The organism is Actinoplanes sp. NPDC051859, assembly GCF_044452725.1.
Lineage (GTDB): Bacteria > Actinomycetota > Actinomycetes > Mycobacteriales > Micromonosporaceae > Actinoplanes.
The window spans coordinates 484,661-502,249 of the sequence record NZ_JBITBX010000001.1 but is presented as its reverse complement, the minus strand read 5'-3'; the positions used below and the strand labels follow the sequence as shown (position 1 = coordinate 502,249).

15 protein-coding genes are annotated in these 17,589 nt (G+C 64.4%); 7 read left to right on the top strand and 8 right to left on the bottom strand.

The window, feature by feature from the left end; genetic code table 11:
* Positions 1-316: 316 nt before the first annotated feature.
* The gene (locus ACIA1L_RS02325) at positions 317-823 is read left to right on the top strand and encodes a hypothetical protein (RefSeq protein ID WP_396070583.1); all 507 of its coding nucleotides are present in this window, start codon (positions 317-319) and stop codon (positions 821-823) included.
* A gap of 24 nt (positions 824-847) precedes the next feature.
* Positions 848-1,315, top strand: coding sequence for an NUDIX domain-containing protein (locus ACIA1L_RS02320; RefSeq protein WP_396070582.1), 468 nt, complete (start codon positions 848-850; stop codon positions 1,313-1,315).
* On the opposite strand, the gene ACIA1L_RS02315 is transcribed toward ACIA1L_RS02320, so the two are convergent.
* Positions 1,303-1,860 carry an HD domain-containing protein gene (locus tag ACIA1L_RS02315; RefSeq protein ID WP_396070580.1) on the bottom strand — a complete coding sequence of 186 codons (558 nt, stop codon included), beginning with the start codon at positions 1,858-1,860 and terminating at the stop codon, positions 1,303-1,305. The two genes, ACIA1L_RS02320 and ACIA1L_RS02315, sit on opposite strands and share 13 nt — an antisense overlap.
* Before the next feature lie 321 nt (positions 1,861-2,181).
* Entirely contained in the window at positions 2,182-2,874 is a 693-nt protein-coding gene (locus ACIA1L_RS02310; protein WP_396070578.1) for a hypothetical protein, read from the bottom strand.
* Positions 2,875-4,796: 1,922 nt separating this feature from the next.
* On the opposite strand from ACIA1L_RS02310, the gene ACIA1L_RS02305 reads away from it, so the two are divergent.
* Positions 4,797-6,110, top strand: coding sequence for a hypothetical protein (locus ACIA1L_RS02305; protein ID WP_396070577.1), 1,314 nt, complete (start codon positions 4,797-4,799; stop codon positions 6,108-6,110).
* 347 nt (positions 6,111-6,457) lie between these two features.
* On the opposite strand, the gene ACIA1L_RS02300 is transcribed toward ACIA1L_RS02305, so the two are convergent.
* Positions 6,458-6,691: a hypothetical protein gene (locus tag ACIA1L_RS02300; RefSeq protein WP_396070575.1), complete on the bottom strand. Its 234-nt coding sequence runs from the start codon at positions 6,689-6,691 to the stop codon at positions 6,458-6,460.
* A 318-nt stretch (positions 6,692-7,009) separates the two neighbouring features.
* Here ACIA1L_RS02300 and ACIA1L_RS02295 point away from each other — a divergent pair, with 318 nt between their 5' ends.
* Together ACIA1L_RS02295 and ACIA1L_RS02290 are read left to right on the top strand one after the other, a co-directional pair.
* Positions 7,010-7,405 carry a hypothetical protein gene (locus tag ACIA1L_RS02295; protein ID WP_396070573.1) on the top strand — a complete coding sequence of 132 codons (396 nt, stop codon included), beginning with the start codon at positions 7,010-7,012 and terminating at the stop codon, positions 7,403-7,405.
* 843 nt (positions 7,406-8,248) lie between these two features.
* A complete protein-coding gene (locus ACIA1L_RS02290; RefSeq protein ID WP_396070571.1) occupies positions 8,249-11,218 on the top strand; it encodes a BTAD domain-containing putative transcriptional regulator in 2,970 nt (989 codons plus the stop codon).
* Positions 11,219-11,407: 189 nt separating this feature from the next.
* Here the strand turns inward: ACIA1L_RS02290 and ACIA1L_RS02285 are convergent, their stop codons facing one another.
* From ACIA1L_RS02285 to ACIA1L_RS02275, 3 genes are read right to left on the bottom strand one after another with little or no spacing between them, the layout of a single operon-like run.
* Positions 11,408-11,884 carry a DUF6301 family protein gene (locus tag ACIA1L_RS02285; protein WP_396070569.1) on the bottom strand — a complete coding sequence of 159 codons (477 nt, stop codon included), beginning with the start codon at positions 11,882-11,884 and terminating at the stop codon, positions 11,408-11,410.
* Positions 11,885-11,936: 52 nt separating this feature from the next.
* The gene (locus ACIA1L_RS02280) at positions 11,937-12,605 is read right to left on the bottom strand and encodes a Type 1 glutamine amidotransferase-like domain-containing protein (RefSeq protein WP_396070567.1); all 669 of its coding nucleotides are present in this window, start codon (positions 12,603-12,605) and stop codon (positions 11,937-11,939) included.
* A 29-nt stretch (positions 12,606-12,634) separates the two neighbouring features.
* Positions 12,635-12,856 (bottom strand): hypothetical protein, encoded by a 222-nt coding sequence (locus ACIA1L_RS02275; protein ID WP_396070565.1) that lies wholly within the window; start codon positions 12,854-12,856, stop codon positions 12,635-12,637.
* Positions 12,857-12,981: 125 nt separating this feature from the next.
* Here ACIA1L_RS02275 and ACIA1L_RS02270 point away from each other — a divergent pair, with 125 nt between their 5' ends.
* Together ACIA1L_RS02270 and ACIA1L_RS02265 are read left to right on the top strand one after the other, a co-directional pair.
* Positions 12,982-14,541, top strand: a complete 1,560-nt coding sequence (locus tag ACIA1L_RS02270; protein WP_396070563.1) for a methyl-accepting chemotaxis protein — start codon at positions 12,982-12,984, stop codon at positions 14,539-14,541.
* 50 nt (positions 14,542-14,591) lie between these two features.
* Complete coding sequence (locus ACIA1L_RS02265; protein WP_396070561.1) at positions 14,592-15,626, top strand: M14 family zinc carboxypeptidase; 1,035 nt, start codon at positions 14,592-14,594, stop codon at positions 15,624-15,626.
* On the opposite strand, the gene ACIA1L_RS02260 is transcribed toward ACIA1L_RS02265, so the two are convergent.
* Positions 15,623-16,348, bottom strand: a complete 726-nt coding sequence (locus ACIA1L_RS02260; protein ID WP_396070559.1) for an adenosylcobinamide amidohydrolase — start codon at positions 16,346-16,348, stop codon at positions 15,623-15,625. The two genes, ACIA1L_RS02265 and ACIA1L_RS02260, sit on opposite strands and share 4 nt — an antisense overlap.
* 9 nt (positions 16,349-16,357) lie before the next feature.
* Positions 16,358-17,521, bottom strand: a complete 1,164-nt coding sequence (locus ACIA1L_RS02255; protein ID WP_396070557.1) for an alkaline phosphatase PhoX — start codon at positions 17,519-17,521, stop codon at positions 16,358-16,360.
* Between the last annotated feature and the right edge of the window lie 68 nt (positions 17,522-17,589).

Below are 17,589 nucleotides of genomic sequence, written 5' to 3'. Positions count from 1 at the left end.
GTCACACCATCACCCCGTGGCTGGACTTCTAGGGACGTCTGGAATACGTTTAAGTCGTCCCTAGATGTGCGGAGGGGTAACAATGGCCAATGAACGGTTAAGAGATGCTTTGCTCCGCGATGGATTGACCCCGGACGTTCTCGCGGACAGGCTCGGTATCAGTCCGAAGACGGCCGAACGCTGGGTGACTCTAAGCCGAGTTCCGTATCCCCGGCACCGGCACGCAGTAGCGGCGATGCTGCGCGAGCGAGAGTCCTACCTATGGCCAGAGGCTCGTACGCCGGAACACGTCGCACGCGTATCCGAGAGCGAATGCATGAAGGTGTTCCCCCGTCGTGCTGCCGTGCCGTTGGATCTATGGGGCCGGCTCGCCGAGCAGGCTGTCAGCGAAATCGGGATCCTCGTCTTTTCCGGACTGTTCCTACCCGAGCAGGTTCCCCAGCTCGTTCGGCTGCTCAAGGAGAAGGCGCACGAGGGTGTGAACATCCGCATCCTTCTTGGCGATCCCGACTCTGAAGCAGTCAGCAACCGAGGCGCTGAGGAGGGCATCGGGGAGTCGATGGCGAGCAAGATCCGGAATGTCCTTGCCTTCTATCGACCGCTGCAAGGAGTAGCCGGCGTGAACGTCAAGTTCCACAGCACGACGCTCTACAACTCCATTTACCGTTTCGACGGCGAGATGCTGGTCAACACTCATGCCTACGGCTTCCCTGCAGCTCATGCCCCCGTGCTCCACCTGCGGCGCCTGTCCTCCGGAGAGTTGTTCGACACTTACGCGGACAGCTTCGATCGAGTCTGGTCAAGCGGCAAGCCAGTCTGGTGAGCTACGGCGTGCAAGGCTGAGAGCATGGCCCGCATCGAGCACTTCAATGATCCCGACGCCCCGAAGCCGAACAGCATCGTCGTCGCGGTGACAGTCTTCGTGGTGCGAGAAGGCAGGCTGTTGCTGATCCGCCGAACAGACAACGGACTGTGGGCGTTGCCGGGCGGTGCACAAGATTTCGGGGAGTTCATCGCGGAGACTGCCGTCCGCGAGACCGTGGAGGAAACCGGAGTCACTGTCGAGGTCACCGGGGTGGTCGGCATCTACACGAACCCCGCGCACGTCGTCGAGTACAGCAACGGCGAGGTTAGACAGCAGTTCTCCATCTGCTTTCGAGGCCAGTACGTATCCGGTCAGCCAACCACGAGCGACGAGTCATCCGAAGTCCGCTGGGTCGCACCCGAGGAACTGGAGTCTCTCAACATCCACCCGTCCATGCGCCTTCGCATCGACCATGGCTTCGCCCACAGCAACGAGCCCTACATCGGATGATGCGACAACCGCAGCTCAGTGCGTCGTACCGCATCGATAAGAGTCGGCTCTGCGCGATCCCAGAAGCGGGTCACAAGATGATCCGGACCGTAGCGTCGTCGCACCTCATTGAGCCGGTCAGCGACGTCTAGCGACTCACCGTCCGGGCCCGTGGTCATGTCCGCATACCAGAGTGCGTCAGTGATGGGCGAATGCTCGTCCTCGAAGTCGGTCAATAGATCCTCTTCGAGGTTCCGTTCCGCCGCCTCAAAGATTGCGCAAGAGTGATGGGCCACGAGCCCACAGACTCGTTCAGGAAAGCTCTCGCTCCGGATGTACCTTGCTCCGTCGAGCGCGTGCAGCCCAGTGATGGCTAGCTCCGGGACGTAGCCGATGTCGTGCAGCCAGGCCGAGGCAACGAGAATCTCTGCGTCGTCCGCAGGAAGACCGGTCGAGATCCGACTAGCCTTGATGGCCACCGCCTGAACATGCCGCCAGCGACGAGGAAGCGGATCCGGAAGCAACTTCTCAGCTAACCGCTCCGCTCGCTCGGCCAACGACACCATGCAGACAGGCTCTCACGTCCCCAGACGTCCCACCATCCCACGACTACGTGATCTTCGATCCACGAGTCAGGCCAGGTAGACCGACAGGCCCGACGCGTCTAGTCCAACCTGATGCCGGACGGATAGTCCCATCCGACGGGTACGCCAAATGTGCAGAGGTCCGGAAATGAAGCGCTCCGTACGCTGCGACGGCGGCGGCACGGGGACCGCCCTCCGCCGCTCACGGTAAGTAGTCGATGTACGGGCTGGCACCCGGACCGCGGCAAGTGAGTACGCGAGGGGTAGGTAGTCGGGATACACGCCGCGGTGACACTTTGCGCTCTACCGTGGCTCAAGAGTTCTAACGAAAGCTTTATATTGTCTGGTTTTGGTCAGTTCATCGATCATCGCGTATAGCCGAAGAGCAACTGCCGAAAATCGGGCACTCGACTTTTCTGCAGGAGATGATCGCTGTCGCTCTCTCTCATAGGCGAGCACTACGTGCTGGAATTCGACGATCGACTTCTGAAACGAAACCTCATCCTCAGTCCTTAGTTCGAGCTGTAGTGCCGGCAAAGCGTCACCAGTAAGTTGTGATGCATGGTGCACCAGTTTGTCGACATCGATTACGGAATCTTCGAAAATCTCCCGATGTGTCATCAGCACATTAAAAAAGAAATCCTTATCCACGACCTGTCCGTAGAATGCCCTTCCGGAAAAATTGGATCCGTCGTCCGCTCTCTCTAGGGGGAGGATGGCGATGGCAATCATGTGTTCTAATGCCCGGCCCAACGCTGCGCCGATGATGTAGCGTCTCTTCCGAATGCGCTCCTTGCTCGTCAGCCAGTTGAAACCGAGGGCTACCACCAAGATGCTCGTCGAGAAGCCTGTGATGCTCGACAAGAGATTGACCAGATACGGGTGCCCTTGTAGAAATCGCAGACTGGAACTCTCTAGCCATAGCCCGGCTGCCAGACTTGCGAAAGCAAGAAAGGCCAGGGAGAAGAGGATCTTTGCTGGCAGTCGATCGGGCAAGGGGTCTCACATCCTCCGGATCGTGGTGGCCTCAGAGCATACTGCTCGGGTAGAGCCGACATCGGAAGCGACTGCATGATCGGGCCACATGGCGGTAGCGGCGTCCATCACGGCGCGCGTATCGGAATGCGAACCAACCACCACGCGTAGGCGTCGATCGCGGCCTAGCCGCTGCAGGGTGGCGGATACCGGCATGTGTCGACTCGGATAGCCGAGACTGTTCGTATCCGGCAGCCGCTACGAGCGATGAATTCCTACGCGCCACCTACTCCTCGCCGATGCAGTGGAGCGGATGCCCGGACCGCTTGAATGAATGACACCAAGAAAATCAGAACGTAAGTTGCGTGACTGCCTGAGAATGTATCGAGGGCGAGATCGATTGCACTGTCATCGGCAGATCCGGACAACGCCGTCCGTGTTGGCGATTGGCATAGCGTGGCTGGCGGATGCTGCCGGTTGGCCCTCCCAGGCGTACAAGCGTCGATTCTGGCTGTGTACTTCGTGGCGTACGCGACTCTGCAGTCCAAGGCATATGCCGACTCCAACAGGCCCGACGGCCCGACGTGTCTAGTCCCACCTGATGCTTGACGGATCCGTCCCAGGTGTTGCTTGACGGCCTAGTGACTCGATGTAGGCGTCCGTTGCCAGATTCGGCGCCACTCACTCTCGGCCCAAGGGCTGAGCTCGACCCGCAGGGTGATCACAGGGGGCGGCGGAGCCACCCCACAGTGGGAGCAGAGCTCGGCTTCCTGACGATGGCGGCAACATACTGGGCAGCGGGCTGACCAGTCCGCGCCGGTGCTGTAGTTGTCCATCACCCGCTGTACGACTGCTGCGAGGCGGTCACGGGGATGCCGGGTGGGGTCAGGGCAGTAGGCGATTCGGTGCCATGCGTACCAGCGGTCTGAGCGCCGTGGCGTGCGTCGGCCTTGCGCCTTCTCCTGACGGCGACGTTCCGCGAAGGCGTCGCGATGCGCAGCCCACCGGACACGGGCTTCCTCAAGTTCGGCTACCGCCCGCTCCAGCGCTGCTGGGTCGTCTTCGAGCCGCTGCGGAATGCTCGCACTAACGATGAGGTGATGCCAGGTTGCGCGGAATCCGTATGGCCCGAAGTGCAGCACGCACTGTCGCAACCCCAGCAGCCGGTCCCGCAGCGCGAGCTCGCGATCACGGACCCGTCGAGCCTGAGCGGGAAAGCTGGTCACGGCAACGACCGTACCGACGCCAGCGCACCGGCAACACCGAATTCCGGCTCCGCAGCCCCAGGTAACGGTCCGTATAGCCGTACCGTCAAGCATCAGGTGGGACGCGAGTGTCAAGCATCAGCCGTGACGGGACAACGTCAGGACCGACGGCTTTGTTCAAACTTTCTGTACGTCTTCAAGGCGGCCCGAACCGGGCCGCTCACTCCGTCGCCGAAGGCAGCGCACCGCCGCCCGCGGGGATGCGGGCGGCGGCACGCTAACCGCTCCTCGGCGACACTCGTGGAAAGCGAAGAAAGGTCGGGCCTGCCGAAGACCGTCTCAGGTGCGGGGTTAGGGAGTGTGATCCGGCAGCCGACCGGCACGGCCTGGGCGACGCGGTGCAGCTGCCCGCGTCGGGCCGCAGCGCGTGTGGTGGGCCTGGAGTGGTTGCAGTACTGCGCCTCCGGCGGGGGCGCTCGGGCTCCGGGATGGCCGCGCATCCCGTCACCCACGACCCGGGCAAGCCGAGCAGACCCCCGCTGGCGCCCGCCGGCCTGGGTGCCTAACGTCAAGGCCGTCTTGACACGGCGGGCGCCAACGATGCCCCGCTCCACCAAGGGCGGGTCGAAGGTGACGGGATGGGCACGCTCCATCAGGTCCATCAGGCTGAACCTGCGTTACGTCTCGCATGCTCGCTCGTTATGAGTGACTACTCACGTACAACGATCCGACGGTTGGATGAATATGGAACCCCTTGACATCGTAAAGATGCGCGCCCAGACAGCAACCATCCCTGTCGATACGCATGTGGTTAGAATACGGAGTGCTCGCGGCGAGACGGATGATCATGTTTTTATGACACTAGATCTCCCTAATGGTCGAATTGCCCGCCAATGCGTCGTGACTGCGGATAGTGCCCCTACTGTTAACGACAGCGATTTCGAGCAATGGGATTTCCTAGGAGAGTACTCGGCTTTTCTCAACCGAAAGAATGGCAACATAGAGGCTCTAATCCGAAATTTTAGCGGCATGCCGCTCCGTGTAGCGATGGAGAGACTGGCAACCCAACATGCATCTTCGCCGGATGAAGAAAAGGTGAAATCCGTCGATATCGGGTCGGAACAAGACGGGAAGGCAGTCGATACATTCCGTGTCTTGCTGACCGACCCCTCCGACAAGCTTCAGGTTGAAATCAGCGAAGCTGATCCAACCCTAGCTCTATTCGAGAGTGGCTCGCCGAGGTCGTACAGCCTAAAGATAAAATTGAATAATGTGCCAACAGTCGGCAATGCCCTGGCCATACTGAAGGAACTATCGACCGCGATCTTCGTGGACCTAGATCTCACCCACAATGTCGTTTTTGGCCTTCAAATCACAAGAGCACTGGCAAGCAATAAGCGGCAGAAGTCACGAACTAGCCGGAAGAAAGTTCAGCCTCCCCGACTACCACGACTTAAGTATTCGGCAGAGGCTGCTTCTTTGTATTCGTACGGCCGCTCAGCTACGGGGATGCCGCTGCTGGAGTTTCTCGCTTACTATCAAGTTATGGAGTTCTTCTTCCCGGTATATTCTCGGCAAGAACTCATGCAACGCGTGAGGCATGAACTGCTAGATCCTCGATTCGACCCTAACAATGATTCAGATCTGGCGCGCATGCTTAACCTGCTTGCCAGCACCGGCCGAGGGGGTCTCACTGAGTCGGATCAATTGCGCGCGACGATTAGTCGGTGCGTAGACGAAGAAAGCCTTTCTCACTTCATCAAAGATGACCCTGACATGGAGGAATTTCTTACAGGTAAACAGGAAATCAAAGGTGTGCGGTCAATCAACTTCGCCAATAGGGATCAAAAACTTACAGATCAGGTTGCACATAGGCTATACCAAATTCGATGTCGAATCGTTCACACGAAGGAAGACGGAGGTCCTGCTGGGTCACAAATGATGTTGCCATTTGGCGAAGAGGCAAGAAAGATGTCGACTGACATCGAACTTGCGCGATATGTAGCCCAGAAAGTTTTGATCGCAGGCGGCCGAGCAGCTTCCTGGGGATAGCTCAGGCGAGTCCATAATCCCGACTAGCTCGGCAGCTCAGTTACTTCTTGGCACAGTGGCGGTCGCTCAGGAATCGGGTGACTAACTGAGTGACGACCGAAGTGTTCATAACTGGACGCTAACGGACGTTCGCGGACTGTCTTCGCAGCTCAGCACTCATGTGAACCGAGGCCAACCCGCCATGATCGTTCCTTGACACGGAAGAGGTCACTGGTTCGATCCCAGTATCGCCCACCAGCAAGAACAGCAGTTCAGAACGGGTTTCGCCCCTCAGGGACGAAGCCCGTTTCTTGTTGTAGGCCAAGATCTGGAGCGGTTTGGAGACGATCTTGGAATTGCCATCGCGATCACTTCTCCCCTGCCCTCAACAACCGATCGAGTGCCGCCACCGGTGAACGGGCGCTGAGCCGGCGCCGCTGGGCCGACGCGTTCTCCCATATTCGCGTCAGTTCGTCGAGCAGCTCGCGGATCATCCCATCGGTGACATGCGAATAGAGCGCCTGCATCGAACCGTCCGCATGACCCATCTGCGCATCCATCAGCCGGGCCGCCCATAGCGACCTCGGTCGATCGTCTGCCATGGTGGTCTGCCGATATGGCAGCTGAACCCCTTCGCGGGCCGCGCCGCTTTGGTGCCTACCTGTTCGGATCTGGCACCGGCAATGCAGACAGCCCTGGCCGGTGCCTGGTCAGTCAGCGAACCCTGGGGTTTGGTCCCAGCCCTCCGATCATTCTTCTGTCTCGCCGAGAGCGGCACTTGATGGGGCCCTGCCGGCGGGACTGATGGAAGCGTAGCGACCTCACGTTGAACCTTAAGCGTTTGATCTGAGGGTCAAGGGGTTGCGACTGACAGATGCATGACTTCAGGGCGGGCGCGCCGATCGATAAGCTTCGTGCTCATGGCGTCGCGGAGTAGGTCGAATCTTTGGCGGTTCTGGGGTTACGGCGTCCTGGCCTTACTGCTGCTCTCCCTGGGCAGCAACGCCTTCGGTCCAGGAATCTATGCGGTTCTAGTCGGGCTGCTCATCTTCTTCGTCCTCTTTCAAGCGCCGGTGTACTGCGGCGCGATCAACCGAAGGCGAGGCGCCGACGTTGATTTCTGCCGCAACAACTCCACCGGCCTCATCTTGGGCTGCCACCTTCGGCAACACAAATGGTCGAAGTTAGGACAAGAGTGGTGGTCTCTTGGCTGGCGGCAGAAGACGAAGGGCATCTGGACGGGCGCCGCAGCGAAGTTGGCGACCGTCAGCGGAGTTGTCGGCACCGTGACCGGCATCATCGGCGTCATCAAGTAGTCGTTTGAGGTGCTGGTCGCGTAGTTGCAGAGCGAGGACGATTCGCTGCGCGACTGGGCGGAGTGGGGTCTGCGGCTGTTGGACACGAAGAAGTCCCGGCGGGTGCTGTGGCACGCGCAGAACCAGCCGCCCGGGGCGGCTCCGGCTTGCGGGCCTTGAACCGGGCGATCGGTGCGGTGGTGGTGCGGGCGACGCCGGGCTGACCGACCAAGGCGCCTCAGCGGGATAACGACTGGTGGTCGCCTGCGAAACAGCCAGGTCGTGGGACTTGGCGTCGCCAGTGGCCGGCCCACCTGTCCGACCAGGCGGCCATGCCCGCAGCCAAGGTTGCGGCCGCGGCCAGCATTCGCGCCGGGTCGCCTCAGCCCTCTCCAGGTTGCCGCTGAGCGCTTCGAGGCGGCGTTTTCGTCCCTTGGCGGGAAATCCCGGGAGCCGAGGACTGCATGGCGGCGCCGCCCTGGGGGCGGGCCGTGCACAGAAGATCAATCCACACCGCACGGCGAGCGGTTGGTCGAAGCCGACCAACCGCTCGCCTCAGGAGTTCCGCGAGTCTGCAATCACCACGAACCTCTGCAGCCGAACAATCCACGATGGACGAAAACGGTAACGCTCCGTGCATCTTCCAGTCTCGCGCTCCGGACACCTCTCCCACTTCGCCGGGCGAAGTGAGCCCCCGATCATTTTGGCTCCGGTAGACGGCATGGATTGTGTGGACATGTGTCGTTCCAGTCACGCGCGTTCATCGTGACCAATGCCGTCCTCGTTTCGTCCTCGGTCGCTCCTCGCCCGACCGAACTGGTCCCCGTACACTGCTCGGGAGGTTGGCGGGGCAGGGGAGGCGGCGTGGAGTTTGGGATCCTCGGGCCGCTGGAAGTTCGGCATGACGGCCGCCGAATAGCGATCGGCGGGACGAAGCAGCGGCGGGTCGTCGCGACCCTGGTGCTCAGTGCTGGGCAGGTAGTTTCCGTGGATCAATTGATAGACGCCGTATGGGATGGCGAACCTCCGGTTACTGCACGTAAGCAAGTGCAGAACGCGATCTCCACCCTTCGACGGACACCGGTAAGCGAGGCGCTGGCAGCGGTCGGATCCGGTTATGTGCTTCAGGTCCCGGCAAGACAGGTCGACGCTGGAAGATTTGACCAGTGTCTGGCCGAGGCGCAGGCGGCTCGGTCCCGCCACGATCTGGCCCGCGCAGCCGAGACTTTACGGACAGGGTTAGCGATCTGGCGCGGACCCGCACTTGCAGGCGTCGGTGGCAGAACTATCTCAACCGCCGCGAGCCAGCTCGAGGAGCGGCGGTTGTCGGCGGTCACCGCGTGGGCGGAGGTCTCTCTCGATCTTGGGTCGCATGCGGCCGTCGCCGATGAGCTGTGCGCCGAACTAGATCGATATCCATTGTGCGAACCGCTGGCTGGCCTGCTGATGTTGGCGCTGTATCGCGCTGGGCGTACCGCAGAGTCGCTGGTGTGGTACGAGCGGATCCGTCATACGATAGCTGATGACCTAGGGGTGGACCCGGGCCCTGAGCTGCAGAATCAGTATCATCGAATACTGGCCGCAGACCGCACACTGAGTTATCGGTCGGAGGCGTCGCTTCCGCGCAATTATCTGCCCAGAGACGTAGGGCATTTTACCGGCCGGCTGCCTGAGCTGGAGCGGCTCACGGCCGTTGCAAACGGTGGCGGCGTCACCGTGATCCAGGCCATTGACGGAATGTCGGGGGTCGGCAAGACGGCTATTGCGGTGCATGCGGCGCACCGGCTTGCCGATCAGTTCGAAGACGGTCAGCTCTTTGTCGACCTGCACGGGCACACCGCCGGCCGCGATCCATTGACAGCCGACGAGGCCCTCGATGTGCTGCTACGCGCAATGGGGTATCCGGATGCACGAATTCCGAAGAATCTGGATGAGAAGGCTGCGATGTGGCGGGGGGAACTCGCCGGCCGTCGGATCTTGGTGGTCCTTGACAATGCGTTGAGTTCCGCCCAGGTCACGCCACTCTTACCGGGGTCGGCCAGCTGCTCTGTCATGATCACAAGTAGGCGCCGGCTGACCGGGCTGGCGGGTGCAGACGTGTTGTCCCTGGACACGCTGCCCCCGGACGACGCCGTTGCCTTGTTCCGCGCGGTCGCGGGGTCAGATCGTTGCGAGGCCGAAGCCACGGCGGTCATCAAGGTGGTCCAGCTCTGCGGCTACCTACCCCTCGCGATCGGCATGGCCGCCGCAAGGCTACGTTCGCGCCCACAATGGAAGTTGTCGGATCTGGTCGCGCGGCTGACCGATGACCGTGGCAGGGCAAGATTGCTGCGGTCGGATGATTTCGGTGTCACCGCGGCCTTCGCTCTGTCGTATCAGCACCTTGTCGATTCCGAGCAGCGCATGTTCCGCTTACTCGGCTTGCATCCGGGGACAGACATCGATGTTTTTTCTGCGGCGGCGCTCGCCGATCTGCCCTCGCACGAGGCCGAGCACCTGCTCGACGCCCTGTGCGACATGCACCTGCTGACAGCGCATCTCCCTGGCCGATATCGCTTGCACGACCTGGTGCGCGACTTTTCCCGGGCTTGTGTCCACGGGGATGAAACCGCACTGCAAAGGTCGGCCGCCTGGGATCGCCTCCTCGACTATTACCTGCATGTCACGCAGATTGCCGCCGAGTTGGACAACCCCAAGCGGCCTCGACTTGGCGTAAGCCCTCGATACCAGCCGGCAGCCGTCCCTCAGCTTTCCACGACATCAGACGTCCGGTCATGGGTGAACACCGAGTATGCCAACCTGCTGGCTGCCGCCCAGCTCGCAGCTCATCACCGGGCCGACGATGACGGCTGGCAGCTCCCCCGCAATGTGGGGTCGCTGCTCTACGAGAACGGCCAGCTCTCGGCGAGCCTGGAAGTCTTTACCATCGCATTGGGCGCATGCCAGCCCGATACCCCGCCTGCCGTGAGGTCCGCCTGCTTGCTGGACGTCTCTTTGATGCACAAGGTGCTGGGCCGGTATCGGCTTGCACTCGATTTCCTCCATCAGGGCACAGCCCATGCCGCCGACTCAGCCGATCTCGACGGAATCGCCCGCTCACTTATTCACAAGGCCGACTTGAGCAACCTCATCGGATCGTTCGCCGACGCCGTCTCGTACGCCACTCGAAGCATCGAGCTCTACCACGAGCAGGGCGACCTGTGGCGTGAAGCGGTAGCGCTGACAGTGCTGATGGATGCGCTGAACTGCCTGGGACGCCATCGTGACGCGATCGAGGCCGCGGATCAGGCGGCGCTACCTCTTGACGGATTCGTGAACCTGCGACAGGCGAGCGCTGTTCTGAGCCGTAGGGGGACAGCGCACAGCGGACTGGGCGAACACGACAGTGCGATCAGGTTGCTGACCCAGAGTATCGACCTTGCTCGGCAGGGTGACGACCGACGCTTCGAGGCTGACTACTTGCACCGGCTCGCCGAGGCGACTCGAAGATCGGGACAACCGCTCGCGGCACTGGAGCACGCCCATGAGGCGCTCGGCATCCTTCGCGACATACCCGACCCGGTGGATCTCGCTGAGACACATAATGTGCTCGGCGCGATCCACAGCGACAATCATCAGTACAATTTGTCGCTTGTGCACTATCGGCAGACGCTCGACATCACGGCAGACGTCGAGTACCGCGTGGCGAGGGCGCACGCTCACCACGGCACCGGCCGTTCCCTGGCGGCACTCGGGCACCCCGACGCCGCAACGCACCTGCAGCAGGCTCTGGCGATCTACGCCGAACTCGGCCTCCCGGAGGCAGAATGCGTCGACCTTCATCCTCCTCGCTGAGCTGCATCTGCCGGTGGCTGTCCACCGCGGCGGCACCGTCCCGCGCGGTGCGGGCCTCGTCGGGCTCCCACGCCAGGTGGGGCGGTGCCACGGTGCACCTGAACATCAAGTCACCGCCTTGCGTAAGCACGATGTCGCCTTTCAGCAGCTGCGTCATCGCTTGTGTGCGTTGTTCCCAGAACGTTCGGGTCACTGCTGACCAAGGGTGTCCAGGTGGTCCTGGAACGCGTTGGTGGACCAGACAAGCGTCACGGCGACCGCGGGCACCTGCAGCAGGATGGTGGCCTGTCGGCCACGCCATCGCACTTGCCCGCCCTCGGTTCCCGGCGGGGCGTCGGGCTCGCCGAGGACCTCCGTAGCCAAGGTGACGGCTCGCTGGCGGACGTCCATAAGAAAGGCCTGGTCGTCCTCGTCGAGGATCGAGGTGAGTCGCATGGTGATCCGCCGCACCTCGCCATCGTTGAAGGCGAATCGGACGGCCTTCTTACCGAGCTCGTATCCCGGGTCAGCCATGGCGCCGGTGCCCGAGACGAGTCGGCCCAGCTCCCAGCCGAGTCGGGTCGTCAGCGCGGGCACTTCCGCTTCGCTCCAGGACCATGTTGTGTCGCGAATTCCGGTCAGCAGCGACCGCAGGGCGTCGTGGTCCACTGTGCGATGGGCGGTCAATGCTTATCACTCTCGTCGCGGGTCAATACCGGATCGGGCTGGACGCTGGCGGCTACGCGTTGAGCATTTTCCAGTTCCCTTCCGAGATGACCTCGACGGCACCGTCGACGACCTGAATGGCCGTCTGTTCGTCGATGACGTAGGCCGGCACGCCGATGTCGGCGGCCCACCGTTGCGCGTGCGCCAGCGTGTTGGTGGGGAACAGGTCGAGGTGCGGAAAGATCGAAAAGTCGACGATGCCGAGCGTACGGTCGTCCGATGCCGCCGGCCATTCGACGAAGTACGTGCCGATGCGGGGCGTCAGCACCATGCTGCCGGCGCTGACGCCGACCCAGACCAGGTCGGGTAGTGAGGGCAGCAGGTCTGCCAGTCCAGATTCCCGTAGCCAATGACAGAGGTAGGTGGCGTCGCCGCCGTCGACCAGGAGCACGTCGGCTTCGCGGACCCAGGGAATCCAGCGTTCTGGCCCGATGGTGGGCAGTGCGGTGAGTTCGAGGACGCCCAGTGATCCCCAGCCGAGGCCGGACAGGTGTTGCCAGGTGGAGTTGGGGTCGGCGGCGATGAGGCCCTGCACCGATGCTGGGCCGCACATCGGGTGGCCCCATTGGGCCGTGGGGATGCAGAGTGCGCGGCTTTCGTTTATCGGTTTGCCGAGCAGCTGGAGGAGGGCTGAGCGGATGCTGGGGTTCGTGACGCCGCCTGACGTCAACAGAAGCTTCACTGTGCATTCCCTCCACGCGCGGAGCTACGTCACGTCATCGTAGTTTCGCCAATCGCCTCGGGGTCGGTGCAGATCCAGGGGCCGACGTGGGCGAGGTCGGGGAGGTAGGCGACCCGGGGTAGTTCGTCCTCGCGCGGGGGCCAGTCGCGGTGCGGGAGGTAGGCCACCCGCCACGCCAGGATGGGGAACAGCCAGAGCACGCCGGCGGCTGGCGAGGTCAGATGTTTCGGTGTCGGCCCGGTGGCGCTCATTCGATGGGCGGATGTGTCGATAGGGCGATGGGGAGACCGGAGCGAAGCAGAGAGATAAAAGTCAGATGCTTGGTCGGTTGGGGCGCCTGCGCGTTGGGGCGCGACTGGTGGTCTGTCTGGGGACTGTGACGGCATTGTTCCTGGCTGCCGGGATCGTCGGGCTGGTGGCGCTGCGGGCGCAGGACCGGGCGGTCGCGCATATGGAGGACATGCTGCTCCTGAGCCGCGCCGTGCAGGAGATCAAGTACTTCAACTCGGATGTGAGCGGCTGGCAGGTTGCCTATGCGTGGGAGGCCGCGCTCGGGGATCCGAAGGCGGCGGTGCAGCCGGACGCGGCGAGCCGGGCCGGCTATCTGGAGGTGGTCGGACGGCTGCGGACCCACTTGGCCGGGGTCGACACGTCGGCGATGACTTCGGCGGAGGCGGAGACCTTCGCGGCGATCCGGTCCGACTGGGACGCGTTCCTGAAGATGGACGACGAGATCGCCGCGATGTTCGCGCAGGGCACGGCGGCGTCGGTGGCGAAGGCGAACGAGACCATCGGCGGGGCGTCCTGGGACATCTATTTCCGGATTCTGGAGAACACGCAGAAGCTGGTCGACAGCGCTCAGGCCCGCAGTGACGACGCCGCCGAGGATGCGACAGCCGCGTCGCGGACCGCGCAGATCCAGCTCACCGTGGCGATGGGGGTGGCGCTGCTGCTGGCCGTACCGCTGGTGTGGGCGACGCGGCGCAGCATTGTCGCGCCGCTGACCGCGGCGGTGGCAGCGCTGAAGGCCGTGGCGGGGCGGGATTTGACCCACCGGGTCGACACCGGGTCGATGGGTGGGGAACTGCGAGACATGGGTACGGCCGTGAATGAGGCTGCTGACACGCTGGGCGCCGCCGTCCGACAGATCAAGGCGGACGCCGCCCAGTTGTCGCACGCGTCCGAGGCGCTGCGGGCCGGCGCCGGACTGATGGTTGTGGGGTCGGAAGAGGCGGCGACCGGGGTGCGCAATGCGGCGGCTGCGGCGGAAGAGGTCAGCGCCAACAGTCAGACGGTGGCCGCCGCCACCGAGGAGATGGAAGTGTCGATCCAGGAGATCGCGAGCAGCGCCGCGCAGGCGGCGACGGTGTCCGGCGAGGCGTTGAGCGCGGCGAGCACGGCCGGCGAGCGGGTGCAGCGGCTTACCACGTCGTCGTCGGAGATCGGGGCGGTGGTCGAGGTCATCAACGCGATCGCGGCGCAGACGAACCTGTTGGCGCTCAACGCCACCATCGAGGCTGCGCGGGCCGGCGAGTTGGGCAAGGGCTTCGCGGTGGTCGCGGGTGAGGTGAAGGATCTCGCCCAGGAGACGGCTCGGGCCACCGAGGACATCAGTGCCCGGGTACGCGCCATCCAGGACGACAGCACGGGTGCCGCCGAGGTCATCGCCACGTTCCAGGGCGTCATCGAGCGGATCAACGATTACGTGACCACTATTGCCAGCGCGGTGGAAGAGCAGGGCGCGACGACGGCCGACATGAGCCGGAACGTGTCGCATGCCGCGACCGGGTCGGCACAGATCGCCGAGCATGTCCACGCGGTCGCGGCCACGGTGCAGGAAACCCACGGTGCGGTCACGTCGAGCAGCGCCACGATCGACGAGCTGAGCCAGATGGCGGGCCACATGAACCGTACGGCGGCCACCTTCGCGGTCTGAGGGGTAGGTTGATACCCAGACATCTACGCGTATCGATCAAAGGGGATCGGATGAGGTCGAGGCTGTTCGCCGTGGCTGGCGCCGTACTTGTGGGGGCCGCGTTCTTGGCACCACCCGGCGCGAGTGCCGCACCCCGCGCGCCGCAGCCGGCGAGTGCGCCCGCCGGTCTGGTTCCGGACCAGCCCACTCCCGAGGAAGTGGCCCGGGCGTTGACCCGGGTGGCGCAGGCCAGCGACGGTCGGGTCCGGCTGGGCACGATCGGGCACAGCAACGAGCGGCGGCCGTTGCAGCTCGCCACCGTCGGCACCGGCGACGTCCGGCTGCTCTACGTCACGCAGCAGCATGGCGACGAGCCGCTGGGCACACCCGCGGCGATTCGGGCGCTGTGGGCGCTGGGTGTGCCGCGCACCGCGTGGCACCGGTGGCTGCTGTCGCGGGTCACCCTCGACATCGTGGTTCAGGCCAACCCGGATGGCGCGGTCCGGGACCAGCGCTACAACCACGACCCGAGCGCCACCGGCGAATACTCGGAGCCGGGCGTGGGCTACGACATCAACCGGTTCCACAACCCGCTGACCCCGATCGAGGACAACCCGGTCCCGGAGTCGCGCGCGGTCCTCGATTACTGGCACCGCACCCGGCCGGCAGTGGTGGTCGACTATCACATGCAGGGCCGGTACGTGCAGCCCGACGGGCGCGAAACCACCGCATCGATCCTGTGGCCGACCAGCACGTTCGTCGCCGAGGACGCGGTCATCCGGTCGCAGCAGCTGGCGGTGCGCAACTACGACGTGCTGACCGAGCGGGCTGGGGCCAACGTGACGAAGTATCCCGGTGGGGACTACGAGGGGATCGCGCGGAACGCGTACGGAATCCTGGGTAGTGCGTCCCTGCTCGTGGAGCTCTCGAACCTGCCGGCCGACCAGGTGGACTTTCAGATCCGCACCGCGTTCACGTCGATGATCGCGACCGCGCAGGGTGCAGCGGACGGCAGTCTGTGGCGTGCCGACCCGGACCGCACGGCGGAGATCCCGGAGCGCGGCCCGTCCCGGCCGGCGAGTGTGGCGTTGCGCGACGCCGCTTAGCGGTCGCCCCGCCGTTCGGACCAGGACGACAAGCCGGACAGGTTGACCGCGCCGCCGGCCAGGACGGCGCGGTGGCCGGCGCGGGCCAAGCGGCGACCCCACTGCGAACGCGGGCCGGCGTAGTCCACCTCCGGTCCGGACAGCGGGCAGAGCACGGCGACCGCATCGGTTGCCGTACCGGTCGCGTCCAGGCCGAGCTCGCGAATCGCCTGGGTCTTGGCCTCGGTCAGCGTGGCGACGGCGTTCACCAGCGCGCCGTCGCTCAGCCGCCGCGGCACCCACGCCACGATGTTCACCGTCCCCGCGTGCGGCGCCACCTCGACGTCCGTCCCGGTGCCCGCACGTGGAGCCACGCCGGGTTGCGACGCCACCTCGACATCCGGTGCCGCGGCCTGGACCGGCGCGCCGAGCCCGACCGTCGCCCAGAGCCGCACGTCCTCGTCCTCAGCCACGACCACGTCGGCCACGTCGACGCCGGTCAGCAGACCGATCCCCGGACCGGAAAGCTGCAGCTCAGCGGCGATCTCCCGGAGGTGGTCGGCAGGGTCGTCACGGTCATAGGACATGGGTACGGTCGCATTCACGATCCACCGCCGCGGCCCGATCCCCCCGCCCAGCACCGCCGACGAGATCGCCAGCACCGGCTCGGGCAGCGTCCAGCTCAGCAGCGGCACCGCGCAGCCACCCTCGGCTCGGTACGAGTGCACCGGTTCAGCGATCACGAACGCACCCTAGCTCCGTTTGCGGAACGGGCCCTTGACGCAGTAGGTGATGCCGCCGGTGACCTTGCCGGTGCGGCCGCGTTGCGACGAAAAGTAGAGCCGGTCGCCCTTCGGGTTGAACGCGACCCCGCACAGCTCTGAGCGGTGGTGGCCGGTGACTCGTAGGAACGGCGACACCCCGCCGTCCGGAGTGATGAGGCAGATCTCCATGTTGCCGTTGTCCTCGGCGATGTAGAGGTCGCCCGATTCGGCGCCGGTCAGGTTGTCCGGGCCGGTGAGCGGCGGCGGCCCGCCCTGGACGAGGCTGTCGTCGTAGGCGAGTCGGTACCGCCCGGCGGTGAGGTCCAGTGCCCACACCCGGCCGTCACCCTTGGTGGTGAAGTAGACGGTGTCGTTGGCGTAGTAGCAGCCCTCGCCCCCGTCGAACGCTTTGGCGGCGGCGACCTGGCGGCGGGTCCGGGTTCCGGAGCCGCCCGGATCGGGGACCGACGCCCAGGTGAAGGCGCCTGAGGTTCCCGGGCCTGCGCACAGCACTTCCAGCCGGCCGGCCTTCAGGTCACCCCAGGTGTCGGGCACGAACCGGTAGAAGCACCCGTCCGGCTCGTCCTCGGTGAGGTAGACGACCTTGCGGACCGGGTCGGCCGCAGCGGCCTCATGCCGGAACCGACCCAGCGCCGGGCGGACCTTCGCCGCGCGGCCCGTCGGGTACGTCTCGTAGACCCGGCCGCGGTCGACCTCCTCGCACGACAGCCAGGTGCCCCACGGCGTACGGCCACCGGCGCAGTTCATGTCGGTGCCGCCGAGGATGCGGCGCGCCGCTACCGGCTTGCCGTCGGGGCCGAAGCTGATCAGCGAGGCGCCGCCCCCGTCAGCGGCCGGGACCTCGGAGTTCGAGACGTAGCACCAGCCGTCGCCCTCCGCGAAGGTGGCGCCGCCGTCCGGAGCCTGGTGCCACTTGTAGGTCGTGCCGGAGACCCGGCGGCCGGTCTGCGCCACGATCTTGCTGCTGAACCCCTTGGGCAGCCGAAGTCCGTTGGCGTCCGAGGCGCGCAGCGGCCCGTACGGCCCGGGTGCCGGCTGGGCCGACCCGTACGCCGCGGACCAGCCGGTGAAGGGCAGTGCGACCGTGCCCGCGCCCAGGACTGTCGCTCGCAGCAGCGCCCGCCGTTCCATCCGCACCCCATTTACTCCACGTGACCTCTCCGGGACGCAGCGTACGGGCAAAGCTCTCAACCTCCCCG

Coding starts and splice junctions, on each gene's coding strand:
- ACIA1L_RS02325 (WP_396070583.1), top strand. CDS start 317: ATGAAGGTGTTCCCCCGTCGTGCTGCCGTGCCGTTGGATCTATGGGGC.
- ACIA1L_RS02305 (WP_396070577.1), top strand. CDS start 4,797: ATGAATATGGAACCCCTTGACATCGTAAAGATGCGCGCCCAGACAGCA.
- ACIA1L_RS02300 (WP_396070575.1), bottom strand. CDS start 6,691: ATGGCAGACGATCGACCGAGGTCGCTATGGGCGGCCCGGCTGATGGAT.
- ACIA1L_RS02315 (WP_396070580.1), bottom strand. CDS start 1,860: ATGGTGTCGTTGGCCGAGCGAGCGGAGCGGTTAGCTGAGAAGTTGCTT.
- ACIA1L_RS02320 (WP_396070582.1), top strand. CDS start 848: ATGGCCCGCATCGAGCACTTCAATGATCCCGACGCCCCGAAGCCGAAC.
- ACIA1L_RS02265 (WP_396070561.1), top strand. CDS start 14,592: ATGAGGTCGAGGCTGTTCGCCGTGGCTGGCGCCGTACTTGTGGGGGCC.
- ACIA1L_RS02275 (WP_396070565.1), bottom strand. CDS start 12,856: ATGAGCGCCACCGGGCCGACACCGAAACATCTGACCTCGCCAGCCGCC.
- ACIA1L_RS02255 (WP_396070557.1), bottom strand. CDS start 17,521: ATGGAACGGCGGGCGCTGCTGCGAGCGACAGTCCTGGGCGCGGGCACG.
- ACIA1L_RS02295 (WP_396070573.1), top strand. CDS start 7,010: ATGGCGTCGCGGAGTAGGTCGAATCTTTGGCGGTTCTGGGGTTACGGC.